General features: G+C 73.2%; 19 protein-coding genes. 6 read left to right on the forward strand and 13 right to left on the reverse strand.

Annotation, left to right across the window (positions count from 1 at the left end; all coding sequences use genetic code 11):
- Positions 1-25: 25 nt before the first annotated feature.
- The 5 genes from K7854_RS32835 to K7854_RS32855 all read right to left on the reverse strand — a co-directional run bounded on the left by K7854_RS32835 (position 26) and on the right by K7854_RS32855 (position 4428).
- The gene (locus K7854_RS32835; RefSeq protein WP_226030208.1) at positions 26-889 is read right to left on the reverse strand and encodes a DMT family transporter; all 864 of its coding nucleotides are present in this window, start codon (positions 887-889) and stop codon (positions 26-28) included.
- 66 nt (positions 890-955) lie between these two features.
- Positions 956-1795, reverse strand: coding sequence for a hypothetical protein (locus tag K7854_RS32840; RefSeq protein WP_226030209.1), 840 nt, complete (start codon positions 1793-1795; stop codon positions 956-958).
- 154 nt (positions 1796-1949) lie between these two features.
- Positions 1950-2291, reverse strand: coding sequence for an SCO0607 family lipoprotein (locus tag K7854_RS32845; RefSeq protein ID WP_226030210.1), 342 nt, complete (start codon positions 2289-2291; stop codon positions 1950-1952).
- 91 nt (positions 2292-2382) lie between these two features.
- Complete coding sequence (locus K7854_RS32850) at positions 2383-3336, reverse strand: hypothetical protein (RefSeq protein ID WP_226030211.1); 954 nt, start codon at positions 3334-3336, stop codon at positions 2383-2385.
- 153 nt (positions 3337-3489) lie between these two features.
- Complete coding sequence (locus K7854_RS32855) at positions 3490-4428, reverse strand: GlxA family transcriptional regulator (protein WP_226030212.1); 939 nt, start codon at positions 4426-4428, stop codon at positions 3490-3492.
- A gap of 193 nt (positions 4429-4621) precedes the next feature.
- On the opposite strand from K7854_RS32855, the gene K7854_RS32860 reads away from it, so the two are divergent.
- Positions 4622-5788: a GDSL-type esterase/lipase family protein gene (locus K7854_RS32860; protein ID WP_226030213.1), complete on the forward strand. Its 1167-nt coding sequence runs from the start codon at positions 4622-4624 to the stop codon at positions 5786-5788.
- 116 nt (positions 5789-5904) lie between these two features.
- On the opposite strand, the gene K7854_RS32865 is transcribed toward K7854_RS32860, so the two are convergent.
- Positions 5905-6606: a type 1 glutamine amidotransferase gene (locus tag K7854_RS32865; protein ID WP_226030214.1), complete on the reverse strand. Its 702-nt coding sequence runs from the start codon at positions 6604-6606 to the stop codon at positions 5905-5907.
- 25 nt (positions 6607-6631) lie between these two features.
- Entirely contained in the window at positions 6632-7753 is a 1122-nt protein-coding gene (locus K7854_RS32870) for a lipid II:glycine glycyltransferase FemX (RefSeq protein ID WP_226030215.1), read from the reverse strand.
- Between the two features lie 277 nt (positions 7754-8030).
- Here K7854_RS32870 and ku point away from each other — a divergent pair, with 277 nt between their 5' ends.
- Positions 8031-9035 (forward strand): non-homologous end joining protein Ku, encoded by a 1005-nt coding sequence (gene ku / locus K7854_RS32875; protein ID WP_226030216.1) that lies wholly within the window; start codon positions 8031-8033, stop codon positions 9033-9035.
- Between the two features lie 14 nt (positions 9036-9049).
- Here the strand turns inward: ku and K7854_RS32880 are convergent, their stop codons facing one another.
- The 3 genes from K7854_RS32880 to K7854_RS32890 form a co-directional block, all read right to left on the reverse strand.
- The gene (locus tag K7854_RS32880; RefSeq protein WP_226030217.1) at positions 9050-9895 is read right to left on the reverse strand and encodes an RNA polymerase sigma factor SigF; all 846 of its coding nucleotides are present in this window, start codon (positions 9893-9895) and stop codon (positions 9050-9052) included.
- 127 nt (positions 9896-10022) lie between these two features.
- Positions 10023-10952 carry an anti-sigma factor RsbA family regulatory protein gene (locus K7854_RS32885; protein ID WP_226030218.1) on the reverse strand — a complete coding sequence of 310 codons (930 nt, stop codon included), beginning with the start codon at positions 10950-10952 and terminating at the stop codon, positions 10023-10025.
- The gene (locus tag K7854_RS32890) at positions 10949-11302 is read right to left on the reverse strand and encodes an STAS domain-containing protein (protein WP_226030219.1); all 354 of its coding nucleotides are present in this window, start codon (positions 11300-11302) and stop codon (positions 10949-10951) included. The genes K7854_RS32885 and K7854_RS32890 overlap by 4 nt, the downstream gene beginning before the upstream one ends.
- A gap of 184 nt (positions 11303-11486) precedes the next feature.
- On the opposite strand from K7854_RS32890, the gene K7854_RS32895 reads away from it, so the two are divergent.
- Positions 11487-11843 (forward strand): PRC-barrel domain-containing protein, encoded by a 357-nt coding sequence (locus tag K7854_RS32895; RefSeq protein ID WP_226030220.1) that lies wholly within the window; start codon positions 11487-11489, stop codon positions 11841-11843.
- 62 nt (positions 11844-11905) lie between these two features.
- Here K7854_RS32895 and K7854_RS32900 read toward each other — a convergent pair whose 3' ends face one another.
- Together K7854_RS32900 and K7854_RS32905 are read right to left on the reverse strand one after the other, a co-directional pair.
- Positions 11906-12469, reverse strand: a complete 564-nt coding sequence (locus K7854_RS32900; RefSeq protein WP_226030221.1) for a Dps family protein — start codon at positions 12467-12469, stop codon at positions 11906-11908.
- A gap of 94 nt (positions 12470-12563) precedes the next feature.
- Positions 12564-13169, reverse strand: a complete 606-nt coding sequence (locus K7854_RS32905) for a flavodoxin family protein (RefSeq protein ID WP_226030222.1) — start codon at positions 13167-13169, stop codon at positions 12564-12566.
- A 44-nt stretch (positions 13170-13213) separates the two neighbouring features.
- Between K7854_RS32905 and K7854_RS32910 the strand changes: the two genes are divergently transcribed.
- Together K7854_RS32910 and K7854_RS32915 are read left to right on the forward strand one after the other, a co-directional pair.
- Positions 13214-13954: a class I SAM-dependent methyltransferase gene (locus tag K7854_RS32910; protein ID WP_226030223.1), complete on the forward strand. Its 741-nt coding sequence runs from the start codon at positions 13214-13216 to the stop codon at positions 13952-13954.
- 169 nt (positions 13955-14123) lie between these two features.
- Entirely contained in the window at positions 14124-14846 is a 723-nt protein-coding gene (locus tag K7854_RS32915; protein ID WP_226030224.1) for an FAD binding domain-containing protein, read from the forward strand.
- Between the two features lie 28 nt (positions 14847-14874).
- Here K7854_RS32915 and K7854_RS32920 read toward each other — a convergent pair whose 3' ends face one another.
- Complete coding sequence (locus tag K7854_RS32920) at positions 14875-15720, reverse strand: lysozyme (protein WP_226030225.1); 846 nt, start codon at positions 15718-15720, stop codon at positions 14875-14877.
- Between the two features lie 362 nt (positions 15721-16082).
- On the opposite strand from K7854_RS32920, the gene K7854_RS32925 reads away from it, so the two are divergent.
- Positions 16083-17506, forward strand: a 1424-nt coding sequence (locus K7854_RS32925; RefSeq protein WP_226030226.1) for a sensor histidine kinase, incomplete at its 3' end; no start/stop codon positions are given.

Genomic DNA, 17506 nt, shown 5'->3' on the forward strand with positions numbered 1-17506 from the left:
GTTCGCCACCCGGACGTCGGGGCGCTCACCGGGCGGCGCGCAGATCCGTGCCGCGCCGCGCCAGGTTCAGCACCCCCACGACGATCAGCGCCACCCCGATCAGCTGCGGCACGACCCACCAGTGGCCCCGTACGTCCTCCCGGTACAGGACCACGCCGAGCAGCAGGCTCACCGTCGCGTCGCCCAGCGTGAGGGCGGGCTGGGAGGCGACGAGCGGACCGCCCTGCATGGCGTGCTCCAGCAGGAGCACCGCGCACACCCCGGCCACCGCGAAGCCGTAGGTCTGCCAGGCGGTGAGGAAGCCGACCACGCCGTCGCTGTCCAGGACGCGCATGGAGTCCTTCATCAGACCGGCCGTGAGCGCGTAGCACACCGCCGTGGCCGCGCCGAGGCACCCGGCGCGGGCCTTGCCGACCGGGCGCTTCAGTCCGGCGGCCGCCAGCAGTACGGCCGCCCCGGCGCAGGCCGCCAGGGCCGGCACCCAGCGGTCCAGGGGCACGTCGGCCTCGCCGCCGTCCGGCGCGGCCGAGGCCAGCGCGACACCGAGGCCCACGACCACCCCGCCGACGGCGAGCCACAGGGCCTCGGGCAGCCGGTTGCCGGTCAGCAGCGAGGCCAGCAGCAGGGCCAGCGGAAGCTCCAGCACGAACAGGGGCTGTACGAGTGACAGCGGTCCCGTCGCCAGGGCCACCGCCTGCCCCACCCCGGCCACCACGACGGCCAGCATGCCGCCGAGCCACACGGGGCGCCGCAGCAGGTCGAGGACGAGTCCGGGGCGGAACCCCCGGGACTGCGGCACACTCAGCGCGGCGCGCCGCTGGAGCACCGTGGCCAGCGCGTTGCTGAAGGCGGCGAGGAGTGCGAAGAGCACCGGCAGGACAACACCCATCCACCGATACTCACCCCGATCTCCCCCGGCCGCGCGCCGCGTCACGCCCGGGGTGCCGGGGGATGCTCAGCTGCCGCTCCGTGCGGCGGAGGCCTCGGCCGCGGGGTCCTCGGGACGCTCGGGCGCGGTGGCGTCCGTCGCGGTGTAGTAGACCGAGGTGCCCTGCTTGGTGCGCTGGGCCTGGTTCTTGGCGACGAGACCCTCGAGCGTGGTGCGCACGACCGTGGTCTTGACGGTGCGTCCGGAGTGGGCCTCGCTCAGCGCCGTGGTGACCTCGGCGGCGGACCGCGGTTCCCGCTGTGCGGCGAGGTGCTCGCGCACCAGCTCCACCAGGGTGGGCCGACCGGCGTCCCGCGCCGCCGGCTTCTTCGCCGCGCTCTTGCCCGTGGTCTTGGCGGCGGTCTTGGCGGGTGCCTTGTCGGCGGTCTTCTCGGCGGTCTTGGCGGCCGTCTCGGCGGGTGCCTTGCCGGCCGTCCCGGTGGCCGTCGTGGTGGTGGCCGACTTGGTGGCCTTCTTCGCCGTCGGCTTCGAGGCCGCCTTGGCGCCCCGCTTGGGGGCCGCGGCGCGCTTGGGCGCGGTGGTGGCCTTCTTGCTCCGCGTCGACTTGGGCGCGGCCGACCGGGTGCCGGCACCACCACGCGGTGCCGGCACCGCGACCGCCTCGGTCGCGGCGGCGGGCTCCGGCGCGGGCGCGGGCTGGGACGGCGGCGAGGTGATGCCGAGGGCCTGCTGCATGTTCACCAGCAGGGCGTGGTCGTGCTGCAGCGCGGCCAGTTGCTGCTGGAGAGCCGTGATCTCCGCGCTGACACGTTCCTGCTCCTTGACGTTGCGCTCCAGGTCGTCCGTCACCTGGAGGCTGTACTGCGACGCCAGTTCGGTGGCGGACTGCATCGTGCTCTCGGACATGGTGTTGACTCTCCTTGGTTCGCGGCCGTGAAGGCTGACGCGCAGCCTCAGTTGTTGCCCTGTTCGCTGCCGAGTCGGTATACCACGTATGGCCGCCGTCGTGGTATGTGCCGCCGCAACCCAGGGCAGGTGTTCGGACCGCGGAGAGCGGCGGTCACCCGCCCTGGGGCACCTCCACGACCTTCCCGTCCTCGTCGACGGTGTGTGTCTGCCAGTAGGTGTCCCACTTGTCTCCGACGTGTTCGGGGACCTTGCCCTCGGGATAGCGCGTGTAACCCTCGGGCGGCTCCTCGCCGTTGGGCACACATGCACTGCCGGTGCCACCGACGGTCAGGACCGGGTACTCACCGCCCCCGCAGCTGGCCTCCTCCATGGAGCAGCCGGTCAGGACCGCCGCGGCGGCCACACAGGCGAGGACGAGACCGCGGACGGACCGCCCGGTGCGCGCGACGGGCACGGGCAGAGACCGGTGAGACGGATGGGTGGTGGTACGCACGTTGACTCCCTGGGGGGTGACTGGTGCGGCAAGCGTCCCCCGACGGGGGGAGGCACTTCATGAGTACGAGTACTCAATCGGACGAGCCGAATTACCTGCCACGCCCGGCCAGACGGTCCAGCCGGCGCGCGCTCGCCCGGGCTTCCCGCTCGGCCCCCGTGAGGGCGTCGGCGGCCGTACGGTCCCGTTCCCCGGCCGCGCGCCGTTCCCGCTCGGCCCGGTCGAGATCCGCGCGGGCCGCGCGCAACCGCTCCTCGGCGGCGGCCACCGTCTCGCGGATCCGGCCCAGTTCGTCGTCGGCCCGGCGGAGCGCCTCCTGCGCGTCCCCCTGCTCGGTGCGTGCGTCCCGCAGGTGCCGCTCGGCCCGCTCGGCCTCCTGCTCGGCCCGCTCCAGTTCCGCCCGCCGTCTGCGGCGCCGCTCGGCGAGTTCGTCCTTCGCCCGGGTGCCGGACGCGGTGCGGGGGGACCGCGGCCGGGGTTCCGGCCCGGGCTCGGGCCGGGCGGCCTCCGCCGGAGCGGTGCCCGAAGGAAAGGCCGAGGGCGGGGTCAGGGCGGCCTCCAGGCGTCCCCCGGCCCACCGGTCGGCGGCCTCCGGGTCCGCGAGGACCGCGCGCAGGGTGGACTCGACCTCCCGCTGCGCCGCCGGGGAGAGCCGCTGCCCGGCCTCACCGGCGAGTTGTGCGGCCTGCCGGGAGAGGGCGGCGACGATACGCCTGCGCTGCGCCGAGAGTTCCTTGAGCCCGGCGGCGTCCAGGGTGCGGTGCGCCTCGCGCAGTGCCTGCCCCAGCTCCAGGAACCGCCGGGTCTCCTCGGGCCGGGAGCGCCTCAGCAGGTTCGCCGCCCACGCGGCGAGCGTGGGCCGGCGGGCGGCGTGGATACGGCGGGCGTCCTCCTTGCGGCCGGCCGTTCTCGCGGCCGTGGCGCGCTCCTCGCGACGGGACACGAAGGCGGACGGAGGGGTGGCGTAGAGCTCGTCCAGGACCTGCTCGACCGCCGCCGCGTCCTGGCCGCCCGTCTCCCGGCGACGCCCGCCCTTGCGCTGCATGGCCTCAGCCCTCCGTCCTGCGCCGTCCGGCTCCGTCCCGGTGCCGGCCGCGAGCCGCCGGGACCGCCTTCTGTCTACGGTCACCCGGGCGGCCCCGCGACCCGAACGGTGCCCGCCCGGGCCCGCCCGGGGTACGGCGCCGGGTCGCCGCCGTCAGCCGAAGGTGCGCCGGTAGGCGTGCGGGCTGACTCCGGTGGTGCGCTTGAAGCGGTCGCGGAAGGCGGTCGGCGAGCCGAAGCCGACCTGGGCGGCGATCCGCTCCACGGAGTGCTCCGTGGTCTCCAGCAGGTGCTGCGCCTGCCGGACCCGGGCACGGTGCAGCCACTGCAGCGGGGTGCTGCCGGTCTGTTCCCGGAAGCGGCGGATCAGCGTCCGGGTGCTCATCCCGGCGTGGGCGGCGATGTCGGCGAGGGAGAGGTCGCGGGCCAGGTTCTCGCGCAGCCAGGTGAGCAGGGGTTCGAGGGCGGAACCGCGCGGCACGGGCGGACAGTCGTGGACGATGAACTGGGCCTGGCCGCCTTCGCGTTCCAGCGGCATCACCGACAGCCGGGCGGCGTGTGCGGCGACCGCCGAGCCGTAGTCGCGCCGGATCATGTGCAGGCACAGGTCCAGCCCCGCGGCGGCGCCTGCCGAGGTGAGGATCCGGCCGTTGTCGACGTACAGGACGTGCGGGTCGACATCGATGTCCGGGTGGGCCTCGGCCAGGGCCCCCGCGGCGAGCCAGTGGGTGGTGGCACGCAGCCCGTCCAGCAGACCGGTGGCGGCCAGCGGGAAGGTGCCGGAGCAGATGGAGGCGATCCGGGTGCCGTCCCGGGCGGCCGCGCGCAGTGCGTCGCGGACGGCGGGGGAGAGCGGGTCGGTGGGACTGGCCGTCCCCGGCACGATGACGGTGTCCGCATCCCGCAGCCCGTCCAGTCCCCAGGGCGCGCGCAGCGTGAACGCGCCCGCGTCGATCTCGGGGTGTTCGGCGCACACACGGATCTGGTAGCCGGGACGGCCGTCGGGGAGCCGGGTGCGGGTGAAGACCTCGATCGGGGTGGACAGGTCGAACGGGATCACCCGGTCCAGTGCGAGAACGGCGACGGTGTGCATGGCCGGAACGTACCTCCTGGCGGGACGGTGACCGGCGGCTGTGGCGTTTTCCCGTTGAAACCCGTCACTCCTGCCACGGGAGGGCACGCCGCCTTCCCTGCCCTTCGGAGGAATTTGCCTAATCAGATTAGGTTAATTCATAATCGACAAAGGAAAGGGTCGCGCAGGCGGCCGCACCACCGCCGGAGGCGACATGCACACCACGAACGACTGGATCACCACGCCCCTCACCCGGGACCTCCTGCGGGGCGCCCTCGACCTGGAGCGCACCGAGCACGGCCTGCTCCCGCACCGGCTCCCCGCCGGGGCCCGCGCGCAGAACAACGACGGACAGCTGGCCATGGCCGAGTCCCAGCCCTCCGGCGTACGCCTGGCCCTGCGCACCCGCGCCACCGCCCTGGAGCTGGACACCCTGCCAACCAAGCGGGTCTACGTCGGTGCCCCGCCGCGCCCCGACGGCGTGTACGACCTGCTGGTCGACGGCCGCCCCGCCGGCCGGGGCAGTGTCACCGGCGGCAACACGCTCACCATCGACATGAGCACCGGCGCGGCCGGCCTCGAGCCCGGTCCGGTCGGCACCCTCCGCTTCGCCGGCCTGCCCGAGGGCGACAAGGAGATCGAGATCTGGCTGCCGCACAACGAGACCACCGAACTCGTCGCCCTGCGCACCGACGCCCCCGTCGAGCCCGCCCCGGACCCCGGCCGCCGGGTCTGGCTGCACCACGGCAGCTCGGTCAGCCACGGCTCCGACGCCGCGAGCCCCACCACCACCTGGCCCGCCCTCGCCGCCACCCTCGGCGGCGTCGAACTGGTCAACCTGGGCCTGGGCGGCGGCGCGCTGCTCGACCCGTTCACCGCACGGGCCATCCGCGACACCCCCGCCGACCTGATCAGCGTCAAGATCGGCATCAACGTGGTCAACGCCGACCTCATGCGGCTGCGCGCCTTCGGCCCCGCCGTGCACGGCTTCCTGGACACCATCCGTGAGGGCCACCCCACCGCCCCGCTGCTGGTGGTCTCGCCCATCCTGTGCCCCGTGCACGAGGACACCCCGGGCCCGCTCGCCCCCGACTTCACGGACGGCCGGGTGCGCTTCGTCGCCACGGGCGACCCGGCGGAACGCGCGAGCGGGAAACTGACCCTGAACGTCGTCCGGGACGAGCTGTCCCGGATCGTGACCCAACGGGCCGCCGACGACGCCAACCTGTACTACCTCGACGGCCGTGAACTCTACGGGCAGGCCGACGCGGCCGGCCTGCCGCTGCCGGACGGAGTCCACCCGGACGCCGCCACCCACCGCCTCATCGGCGAACGCTTCGCCGAGCTGGCCTTCGCCGACCGGGGAGCCTTCAAGGGCTGAAGCCCTGAGCACCGGCCCTCATGCACCGGCCCTCATGCACCGGCCCTCATGCACCGGCCCTCATGCACCGGCCCTCATGCACCGGCCCTCATGGACCGGCCCTCATGATCCGGTGCTCACGACCCGACGACGACCGCGGCGAAGCGGCCGGCCACCTCGCGCCAGACCGCCTCGGACGCGGGCTCGTCGAGTTCCGCCCGGCGGGTGAGCGCCACCGGGTCCAGCCCTCGGGCGCGGAGCCGGCCGGCGTCCCACGACCCGACCCGGTCCGCCCCCGCCTCGGGGTGGAACTGCACGCCCCATGCCCGCTCACCGACCCGGAACGCCTGGTAGGGGCACTGCTCGCTCGCCATCAGCCACGCCGCGCCGGGCGGCAGGGCGGTGACGGCGTCCCGGTGGTGCTCGATCGCCGTCACCCGCTCGGGCAGCCCCGCGAACAGCGGATCGGCACCGGCCTCCGACCGCAGGGTCAACGGCGTGCTGCCGACCTCCGGTTCGCCGTGCCCGCCCCGCACCGTACCGCCGGCGACCTGGGCGAGCAGCTGCCCGCCGAGGCAGATCCCGAAGACCGGGGCGCCCCGCTCCAGCGCATCGGCGACCAGGGCCCGGGTGGGCACGAGCCAGGGAGCGCGCACGTCGTCGTCGGGCAGATAGCCGCCGCCGAGCACCAGCACGCCGTCGTGCGCCGTACGCCGGGGGACAGCCGCACCGGCGTACGCGTGCACCACGTCCAGCGACACCCCGCCGGCGGCCAGCCAGTCACCGAACCGGCCCGGTCCGCCGCCCCGGTGGTTCTGCACCACCAGTAGCCGTGCCATCTCCCACCCCCTCGCCGCACGCCGCTCAGCGGCGCGCCATGTACAGGGACACGGCCTTGTGCAGCACCCTGTTCACCGCATAGTCCCACTCGCCCAGGTACTCGACGGCCTCCCCGCCCGCTCCTACCTTGAAGCGCAGCAGACCCAGCAGGTGATTGTCCTCGTCCAGGGTGTCGGTGATGCCCCGGAAGTCGTAGACGGCCGCGCCCAGTTCACGGGCGTCGCACATCATCCGCCACTGGAGGGCGTTGTTGGGCTGCACCTCGCGCCGCCGGCTGGTGGACGCGCCGTAGGAGTACCAGACGTGTTCGCCGACCGTGAGCATGGTGGCCGCGGCGAGCACCTCCCCGTCGTGATGGGCGAGGTACAGGCGCATGCGGTCCGGGTCCTCGGCCGTCAGCGCCCGCCACATGCGCTGGAAGTAGGCGAGGGGACGCGGCACGAACCGGTCCCGTCGCGCGGTCTCCACGTACAGCTCGTAGAAGACGGGCAGGTCCTCCTCGTCGCCCCGGACGACCTTGACGCCGGCCTTCTCGGCCTTCTTGATGTTGCGCCGCCACTGCTGGTTGAAGCCGTTCTGCAGCTGCTCCAGCGACCGTCCGGCGAGCGGTACCTGGCACACATGGCGCGGCTGGCCCGCGGCGAAGCCGTCCTCGCCGCCCGGCTCGGTGCGCCGCCAGCCCATCCGGCGCAGCCGCTCGGCGACGTCGTCGGCCCCGGGCTCGCGCACCGTCGGCTCCACGTCGCCCAGCCGCCGGGCCTCCGGATCGGCGATCGCCGCCTTGACCGCGTCGGCGCTCCACCACCGCGCCACCACCGGCGGCCCCATCCGCACCGTGAAGGCGCCGCGTTCCCTCAGGTGCGCGAGCATCGGCTCCAGCCACCCCTCCAGATCGTCCGCCGTCCAGTCGATGACCGGGCCCTCGGGCAGGTACGCGAGGTACCGCTTGAGCCTCGACAGCGGCCGCAGCAGTACCAGACCGGCGCCCACCAGCTCCCCGCCCTCGTCGAACCAGCCCAGGCTCTCGGCCTGCCAGTCCGGCTTCACATCGCCCCAGGACGGGACTTGGAGGTGGCTCACGGAAGGCCGGGCCGTGACGAAGCGCAGATGCTCCTCGCGGGTGATCGGCTGCAGACGACAGCTCATGGGGCGTCCCTCTGTTCGGCTTCGTTCGGCTTCGTTCGGCGGTGCGGCGGTGCGGCGGGGAGACGGCGCGCCGGTCCGGTGGAGACGGCCGAGGCCGCGGGTGCGTCCGCCGTCCCGCACATCTCACAGGGAACAACGGCCGCCGCCGATCCGCGCGCTGTCACCCGGCCGCCCACCCGTGTGCTCCGTCCGGCGCGCGGGGCCGTCGGCCGGATGGCAGCGTGGCGGGACGGGGCGGTGCGGGCGGGTCGGACGGAGCGGGACGGAGCGGACGGTCATGGCACGGGCGATCTGGACGGGCGTGATCACCTTCGGGCTGGTCTCGGTGCCCGTCGGTCTGTTCACGGCGACCGAGGACCACACGGTCCACTTCCACCAGCTGCAGCGCGGCACCTCGGACCGGATCCGCAACCGCCGGGTCAACGAGCGCACCGGCAAGGAGGTCGGCGCCGACGACATCGTCAAGGGGTACGAGGTGGGCGAGGGCGAGTACGTCGTCGTGGAGCCCGGGGAACTGGACGAGATCGCGCCGGGGCGCTCCCGCACCCTCGAGATCACCGACTTCGTGGACCTGGACCGGATCGAGCCGGTCTACTTCGGCCGCACCTACTACCTCGCCCCGCGCGGCAAGGAGTACGTCAAGGTCTACGAACTCCTGCGCAGCGCCCTCGCCGAGACCGGCAAGGCGGGCGTCGCCACCTTCGTCATGCGCAACCGGCAGTACCTGACCGCGCTGCGCGCCGAGGACCGGGTCCTGCTGCTCCAGACGCTGCACTGGGCCGACGAGGTCCGCGACCCCGTCGCCGAGCTTCCGGAACTGCCGTCGGACCGGGTGGGCCGGGGCAAGGAGCTGGACATGGCGCTGCGTCTCGTCGACGCCCTCAGCGGCGACTGGGAGCCCGCCCGCTACCGCGACACGTACCAGGAGAAGGTCCGCGAGCTGGTCCGGGCCAAGGCCGAGGGCGAGGAGGTCGCCGTCGCCGAGGAGGCCCCCGAGGCCACCAACGTCGTCGACCTGATGGAGGTCCTGCGCGGCAGCCTGGAACAGGCGAAGGGCGGCAAGAGCGAGGGCACGGGCGGCAAGAAGCCGTCCGCGCCGCGGAAGAAGGCCACCGCGTCCACCCGGGACGAGCTGCGGGAGCTGAGCAAGGCCGAGCTGTACCGGCGGGCCACCGAGCAGGACATCGCCGGCCGCTCGAGGATGAGCCGCCGGCAGCTCGTCGACGCGCTCAGCGACAGCGGCGGCCGCGGTCGCCGGAAGAAGAAGACGACCGCGGCCTGAGACCGGACCACCGCTCAGGCGGTGCTGAGCATGCCTTCCCGCAGTCGGCCCAGCAGCCGCGAGATCAGCCGGGACACGTGCATCTGGGAGACACCGAGGCGCTCGCCGATGTCCTTCTGGGTGAGTTCCTCGACGAACCGCCAGTGGATGATCTGCCGGTCGCGTTCGTCCAGTTCGGCGATCATCGGGGCGAGGGCGTGGAAGTCGTCCACCAGGGCCAGGGCGGCGTCGTCGGCACCGATGAAGTCCGCGAGCGCCGACTCGCCGTCCTCACTGCCGTTGATGGCCGCGTCCAGGGAGGCGGAGTTGTAGCCGTTGGCCGCCAGGCGGGCCTCGACGACCTCGTCCTCCGGGAGGCTCATCAGCTCCGACAGCTCCTGGGTGGTGGGGTTGCGGCCCAGCCGGCTGCGCAGCTCCTCGGTGGCCCGGGCCAGCTGGACGCGGGCCTCCTGGAGACGCCGGGGCACGTGCACCGCCCAGGAGGTGTCCCGGAAGAACCGCTTGATCTCCCCGACGATGTACGGCACGGCGAAGGAGGTGAACTCGACCTCGCGGGTCAGTTCGAACCGGTCGATGGCCTTGATCAGACCGATCATGCCGACCTGGACGATGTCCTCCATCTCCTCCGGCCCGCGGCTGCGGAACCGGCCGGCCGCGAAGCGGACCAGGGACATGTTCATCTCGATCAGCGTGTTGCGCGCGTACTGGTATTCGGGCGTGCCCTCCTCCAGCACCGTCAGCTGCTCGAAGAACAGCTTCGACAACTCCCGCGCGTCCTTGGGCGCCACCTTGGACGGGTCCGCGATCTCCGGCATGTCCTTGGTGGCGTGCTCGGTGGCCTGTGCGGTCGTCGTCGTCATGATGTGCCCTCCCGGTGGATCGGTCGTCGTTGTCACCTTGTCGGCCGACGACCGATCGCCTACCCCGGGTCAGGCTCCGCACACCTGGCGGAGTGCCGCGACATCGGCGAAGTGCCCACCAGGTGCCTCAGACGCCCAGGTAGAAGCGGACCGCGGTGCCCTCGTCGGTGGTGTGAACCCGCACCAGGTCGGCCACGTAGTGGACGAGCAGGAGACCGCGGCCGCCGATCTGCCCGTGCTCCGGAGGCCGTCGGCCGGCGAGCGGATCAGTGATCCGGCCCGCGTCACGGACCTCGCACACCACCTGTCCCGCCTCGGCCCAGACCGCGACCGTTCCGTCGCCGCCGCCGTGGACCACGCTGTTGGTGGTCAACTCGGACACCGCCAGTTCCGCGTCCTGCAGCCGCCGGCCGGTCAGCCCGAGCGCGGCGGCCCGGTCGACCGCGAAACGGCGTGCCTCGGGCAGGTCCGCGGACCCGAAGGCCAGCACGTCGGCGCCGGGAGCGCGGCCGAGCGGCTCGTTGTAGCGGGAGACGACCGCGCGCCAGTCGTACTCCGGGCTGACCCGCTCGCTCCCGCCGGTGATGACCGTCGGGTGGGTGACCAGCGCGTCGGCCAGGACGTCCGCGGCCAGCCGCGTCTTGTCGTACGGGCACAGGATCGTCGCCGCACGGCCCGCGAAGGCCGCGTTGATCAGCGCCTCGTGCTGCGCGCACGCCGGGTACTCGGCGTCGCTGCGCCCGGCCCAGACCGGCTCACCGATGATCCGCACCCGGGTCCGCGCGTGCGTGTCGGCGAACGCCCTCAGCACGCCCGGGATGATCCGCCCCGGGTTGCGTCCGGCCTCGGTCATGTCCAGGAAGGTGACGTCCCGCGCGTCCGTGCCGAGTCCGGCGCGGACCAGCTCCAGATTGGGGCCGGGCACGGCCACCGCCACCGGTTCGTCCGCGGCCAGTCCCTCTCGTACGAACGCCACCGTGCGGTCGGTGTACTCGGCCTCGGAGCGGTAGAACAGCGCCGGATGGGTGAATGTCCCGTCGGTGGTCGCCGTGCTCATCGTGGCGCCACCTCGATCCGGTGCAGGGACGGCCAGAACAGGTCCAGTACCCGGGGCAGTTGCGGGGGCGGCCGTTCCACCACGAACCGGCCGACGGGCAGGTTCATGGCCGTGACGGCCAGCGCCGTCACTCCGGCGACGTCGACGAACCGCACCTGCGACAGCTCCACGTAGGACACGTCGGTGTGCCGCCGGGACAGTTCGGTCAGGGCGTTCTCCCAGGAGAGCCGGGTGCTCACGTTGATCTCACCACTGGCCCGGATGCCGGGTCGGCCGGACAACGGCCCCACGTCCAGCAGGGCGCCGCTTCGGACGCGGGCCGGTCCGCCCGTGGCGCCTGTGCCATCCACACTCGATCCCCTTACTCGGGCCCTTCGGAACTCAGCCGGGCACCTGCGAGAACCCGGGCGCGTCTCCCGGCCAGGCAGCCTATCCCGGATCGGGCGCCCTACGCCGGTGAGGGGACAAACAGGCGACAGCCGGGCGAAGCGGGGAACTAGACAGGGAGCGCGTTCTCGGAAGGGAAGACTGGGCATGTTTGAAGCCGAAAACATTCGTGACTGGCGCGGCCTCGACGTCGTGGACTACGACGGCCGCAAGATCGGGACCCTGGAGTCCGTCTACTTCGACACCCTCACCGACCGGCCCGCGTTCGCCACGGTCACGATCGGGCTGCCGACCCGTCGGCGGCTCGTCTTCGTGCCGGTGGACAAGGCCACCGTCGGACCGTCCTACCTGAAGGTGACCTACGACAAGTCGCTGGTCAAGGACGCGCCCGCGATCGACCCGGACGGTGAGCTGGCCGCCGAGGACGAGGGCGCGGTCTTCGCCCACTACCACCTGCCCTACGAGCAGGGCAGCCGCGGCGAACGCCGTCTCGGCCGACGCTGACCCTCTCGGGGGGTGTCCCGGCACACAGCCGGGACACCGTCCCCGAGGGACCGTGCGGCCGGTTACGCGACTTCCGCGCCGCGTGCCGCTGCCTCCGTCTCGGAGGTCGCGCTGCCCGTCGCGAGGGTGCCGCCGGCACTCTCCAGGTGGGCCCGCACGAACCACTGGAACTGCTCCAGGTCCCTGAGCTGACCGATCAGCAGGTCCTCCGTGGCCGTGTCGATCTTGCCGGCCTCCTCGATCGCCGCGCGCATGCCCTCGACCACACCGGTGTACACCACGTCGAGGGCGCCGAGATGGGCGATGGCGTCCGCCCGTCCGATGGAGTAGTCGTCCCACTTGCGCTCGGCCACCAGTGCCCCGGGCGTGCCCTGGGCGACCCCGCCGAGCGCGGCGATGCGCTCGGCGACGTCGTCGGCCATGTCGCGCACCTGGTCGACCTGGGGGTCGATCATCTCGTGGACCGCGATGAAGTGCGGACCCACCACGTTCCAGTGCACGTGCTTGAGGGTCAGGTGCAGATCGTTGAGGGCGTGCAGGCGCAGCCGCAGCACACCGATGAGCCGTCCGGCGGCCTCGCGCTCGATACCGGGGACCGTGTACTTCGGGGTCAGGTCGTGCGTCATGGCGGACCTCAGCTCCTCATGCGTGTCGTACGTCGTTGCTCGTGCACGACTGCCCCGTATCGGCTCCGGCAGACATGCGCGGGCGATGTGCGGATCAGGACGGCGGGGCGGGCAGCGGCATCGCGCCGAGCGCCCGCGCCGCGTGCACCAGGTTGGACGCCATGGCCCGGCCGGTGGACACCGACCAGTCGTGGCCGCGCTCGTCGTTGAGGAAGTCGGGACCCGGTCCCGGGCCGAGGTGCCAGTAGGTCCAGGCCTGGCCGGGGATGGTGTAGCCGATGTCCGCGAGGCCGCCGCTGATCTCGCTGATGACGTGGTGGGCGCCGTCCTCGTTCCCGGTGACCAGGACACCGGCGACCCGGTTGTAGGCGACCGGGCGGTCCTCGTCGTCGGTCTCGGAGAGCATGGCGTCCATGCGTTCCAGCACCCGCTGGGCGACGGAGGAGGGGCGGCCGAGCCAGGTCGGCGACGCGATGATCAGGATCTGGGCGGCCAGCAGCTTGTCGTGCACGGCCGGCCAGTCGTCCCCGTCGCCCATGTCGGTCTCCACCCCCGGCTTCAGGTTCAGGTCGACGGCCCGTACGACGTCCACCTCCGCCCCGTGGCCCTTGAGCGCCGCGATGACCGTGGCGGCGAGCGCCTCGGTGTTCGACGGCTGGGGGGAGGGTTTGAGAGTGCAGTTGATCACGAGTGCGCGCATGCCTGTCCGTGTTCCCCGGCGGGGGGTTGGCTATCGTCGGCCGTATGGCTGACGAGTGCTTCCGGCATCCGCGGCTCGCCGCGCTCTACGACGTGCTCGACACCGACCGCGGCGACCTGGTCCCGTATCTGCGCATGGCCGACGAGTTCGGCGCCCGGAGCGTGCTGGACATCGGCTGCGGAACCGGGGTGTTCGCCCAGCTGCTGGCCGACCGCGGCCTCGATGTCGTCGGCGTCGACCCCGCCGGGGCCAGTCTCGACGTGGCCCGCGCGCGGACGGGCGCCCACCGGGTGCGCTGGATCGAGGGCGACGCCACCTCGCTCCCGGCGCTGCGCGTCGACCTCGCGACCATGACGGCGAACGTCGCACAGGCGATCACCGACCGGCCCTCCTGGCAGGGCACGCTGCGCGGTGCGTACGAGGCCCTGCGGCCCGGCGGACACCTGGTGTTCGAGACCCGCGACCCGGCCCGGCGCGCCTGGGAGCAGTGGACCCGCGCCCACACGCACCGGGTCGTGGAGGTCCCCGGCGCGGGCACCGTCGAGAGCTGGTGCCGACTCCTGGACGTCAGCGGCCCGCTGGTCACCTTCCGGTGGACGTATGTCCTCGGCGCGGACGGCGAGGTGCTGACCTCCGACTCGACGCTGCGCTTCCGCGAACGCGACGAGGTGGCGGCCGACCTGGCGGAACAGGGCTACCGGCTGCGGGAGGTACGCGACGCCCCCGACCGCGAGGGACGGGAGTTCGTCTTCGTCGCGCGGCGTCCGGAGGAGGACGGCCGCTGACGCCGCCCGGGCCTCGGCGTGTGCCCCGGCGCGCGAAGGGCGCACATGGAAAACGAGTGAGCCCTGTACGCGCCCCCTTCGCGGTGCGGACAATCCCAGTGACTGTGATCACCCGGCGGAAGACGCGGTGTCGTCCGACCGCCGACTCCCGGGAAGCAGGTCGATCGCCATGCTGTTGCGTCAGCCCACGACCGTGACCGAAGCACAGGAGTGCATGGCGCAGGGCGCGGTGCCCATCGGCGGGGCCACTCTCGTGTGGGCCACCTGGCAACGCGACGGCTTCCCGGAACTGGCCATGTCGCTGCGCGGGCTGCCGGAGGCGACCGCCCTCGGACCCGAGACGCTGGGCGCGGCCGTGGTGCTGCACCGGATAGACGACCGGGTGCCGGAGGTACTGCGCCGGGCGGCGGGCTCGGTCGGCACCGGAGCCGTACGCCGCACGGCCACGGTCGGCGGCAACCTGGTCGGCAGCAGCCTGCGCTGCCTGCTGCCCGCGGCCCTGGTGCTGGACGCCCGCGCCACGGTGCTGGGCCCGGACCGCCCCTACGAGACCGATCTGGGCGAGGTGATGGCGAAGCGTCACCTGCTGCTCGGGCTGCGCTGGCGCACGCCCGTGGCCAGCGGCTACCGCAAGCAGCCCGCCGAGGCCGGCGGCCCGCCGCCGCTGGTGGTCGCCACCGCCGTGCACGCCGACGGCGAGGGCCGGCACCGGCTGCGCGTCGCCGTACGCGACGGCTACGACGTGCTGAGCGAAGCCGTCGGCTGCGACGCGGGCCCCAACGAGGCCCTCGACGCCCTGGAGCGGACCGACATCGGCGCGCTGCCGACCGGGGCCCGGGACGTGGTGCGCGAGCAGGTCGCCGACATCCTGGACCCCCTCGCCGGCCGCTGAACCGGCGGCCGGCGCTCCGTCCTCCGCGTCAGCCCTTGGCCAGCGCCTTGACGCGGTCCAGTGCCCCGTTGAACTTGTCGTGGTCCCCGACCGTCGGCCCGGAGGAGGTGTACTGCCACATGGTGTGGAAGTCCCAGCCGGCCGGGAGCGCCCCCACGGTCGAGGCGTACCGGGCGACCCACAGCGGGTTGTCCGCACCGAAACCGCTGTAGTTGCCGGTGCACTGCGTCCACCAGTTGGTGGAGGTGTAGACGGCGGCGTGCCGGCCGGTGCGCTGCTTGTACCGGTCCAGGAAGGCCCGGATCCAGCTCACCATCTGACTGTGCGTCCGTCCGTAGCAGGTCGCCCCGTACGGGTTGTACTCGATGTCCAGGACGCCCGGCAGCGTCTTGCCGTCCTTGGACCAGCCGCCGCCGTGGTCGACGAAGTAGTCGGCCTGCGCGGCGCCCCCGGAGGTGTCCGGGGTCGCGAAGTGGTACGCGCCGCGGATCATGCCGACGTCGTACGAACCGCCGTACTGCTGGGCGAAGTACGGGTTCCGGTAGGAGGTCCCCTCGGTGGCCTTCACATAGGCCCACTTCACGCCGCTCTTCCAGAGCGTCGACCAGGCGACGTTGCCCTGGTGGCTGGAGACGTCCACCCCCTCGGTCTGGGCGACGCGGGTCTCGACGGGGCGGCCCTGCACGCCTTCGTGGGCGAGGACGCCCCGGCCCATGTAGGCCGAACCGCGCACGGGCGTCGAGGTGCCGTCGGCCTGGGCGGAGGCCGAGGCCGGGACCGCGGACAGGGTCAGGAGGAGTGACTGGGCGGCGAGGATGACGCCTGACGTGAGCAGGCGTGAGTGGCGAGTCGCCACGGCTATGGGTCTGCGCATGGCACCCATCCGAACCGGTGTCGGGCCCCACCGCATCCCACACTCGCCCAGACGGTGTCGCCGGCGTTCGGCGACCGGGGCGGCGGACCCGGCCCCGGCCCGGCCCGCGACCCGCGTGCGTCCTCACCCGTCCCGGGCAGAACGCCTGTACCACATGGGTGAGTTCGATCGGCCTGATGCCGGGAAAGTTCGCTCCTCGGTGGGGTCTGTCGCCGCTCCGGCGTGCGCCGTCAACCCGGTGACTAGCATGAGCCGCAAGCCCGCCGGAGTGATCACCACGCACCGGTGGCACGGCTCCGGCCCGCGGCCGACCCAGGTCGACCGGCCCTTTCCCCGCTCTCAAGGACCCGAGGGACCGCGGAATGTCAGTGTCTGCACCCCCCACCCCCGCCCGGACGCAGAAATCCCATCGCACCGCCCCTGCCGTCCCCCTGCTCGTGCTGCCCACCGCCGCCGCGGCCGCCGGTGCCGCCTGGGCGGCCGCACCCGAGACCGCCCGGGGCTGGACCGCCACCCTCGCCGTGACGTCCTGGCTGTGCGTCGCCGTGTCCGTCGTCCTCGGCTCCCACCTGGTCGGCCGGGCGCGCCGGACCGCCGCGGCCCGGCGCACGGAGATCAGCGCCCTCAAGGCCCAGCTCGCCCAGGAGAACGCCGGCCTCGTGCACCTGGTCAACGTCGCCCTGCCGGGGATCGCGCAGCAGGTGCGCGACGGGACCGGCGCGGACGAGGCCGTCGCCAACACCGCCCCCGCGTCCGGTCCCCACCTGCGGCAGGTCGTCCAGAGCTTCGCCGTCCTGGTGGAGGACGCGGTACGGCACGCGGCGGACACCGAGTCCCGGCGGCAGCAGGCGGTGCGGGAGGCCCGACAGGGGACCGCCGAGCTGGAACACCTGACGAACAGCACGCTGCCCGCCGCGGTGGAGAAACTGCGGGACGGCACCTCGGCGGAGAATGTCCTCGCCGAGCTGGAATGGCCGCGCGGAGCACCGGCACGGGCCTGCGCCGAACTGTTCGTCCGGGAACTGGCCCACAGCGAACGGCGCACCGCCGCCGCGCAGGCCGCCTCCGCCAAGTCCCTCAGCCGCGTGCAGGCCAAGGCCGTCAGCATGCTCGCCGACCTGAGGGACATGCAGGATCGTCACGGCGAGGAAGTCCTCGGGGACCTGCTGCGCCTGGACCACAGCACCTCGCAGCTCGGTCTCATCACCGACCGGCTGGCCCTCCTGATGGGCGGGCGCTCCAGCCGGGCCTGGAACCGGCCCATCGTGATGGAGAGCATCCTGCGCGGCGCCGTCGGCCGGATCGCCGCCTACCAGCGGGTGCGGATGCACTGCGCCACCGACGCGGCGATCTCCGGCTACGCGGCCGAGGGGGTCATGCACCTGCTGGCCGAACTCATGGACAACGCCGCCAACTTCTCGCCGCCCATCGACGAGGTCCACGTCTACGTGGAGGAACGTACCGCCGGAATCGTCGTCACCATCGAGGACAGCGGGCTGAAGATGGCCGACGCCGCCATGCGCCACGCCGAAGAGGCGGTGTCGGGGCGGTCGAACGACCTGGCCTCGCTGCAGGGCACGCGGCTCGGCCTCGCCGTGGTGGGACGGCTGGCCGCCAAGTACGGCGTCGGCGTGAGCTACCGGCCCTCGTCGCGCGGCGGCACGGGCGTCGTCGTCCTGGTGCCGCCCCAGCTGCTCGCCCAGCAGCGGGACCCGGGCCCCGCACCGGCCGGCCGCACCCTCGGCGGTGGCGGCGCCCCCCCCGTCCCCCGCCCCCCCCCCGGCGC

Origin of the sequence: Streptomyces hyderabadensis (assembly GCF_020404845.1) — a bacterium.
GTDB classification, from domain to species: domain Bacteria; phylum Actinomycetota; class Actinomycetes; order Streptomycetales; family Streptomycetaceae; genus Streptomyces; species Streptomyces hyderabadensis.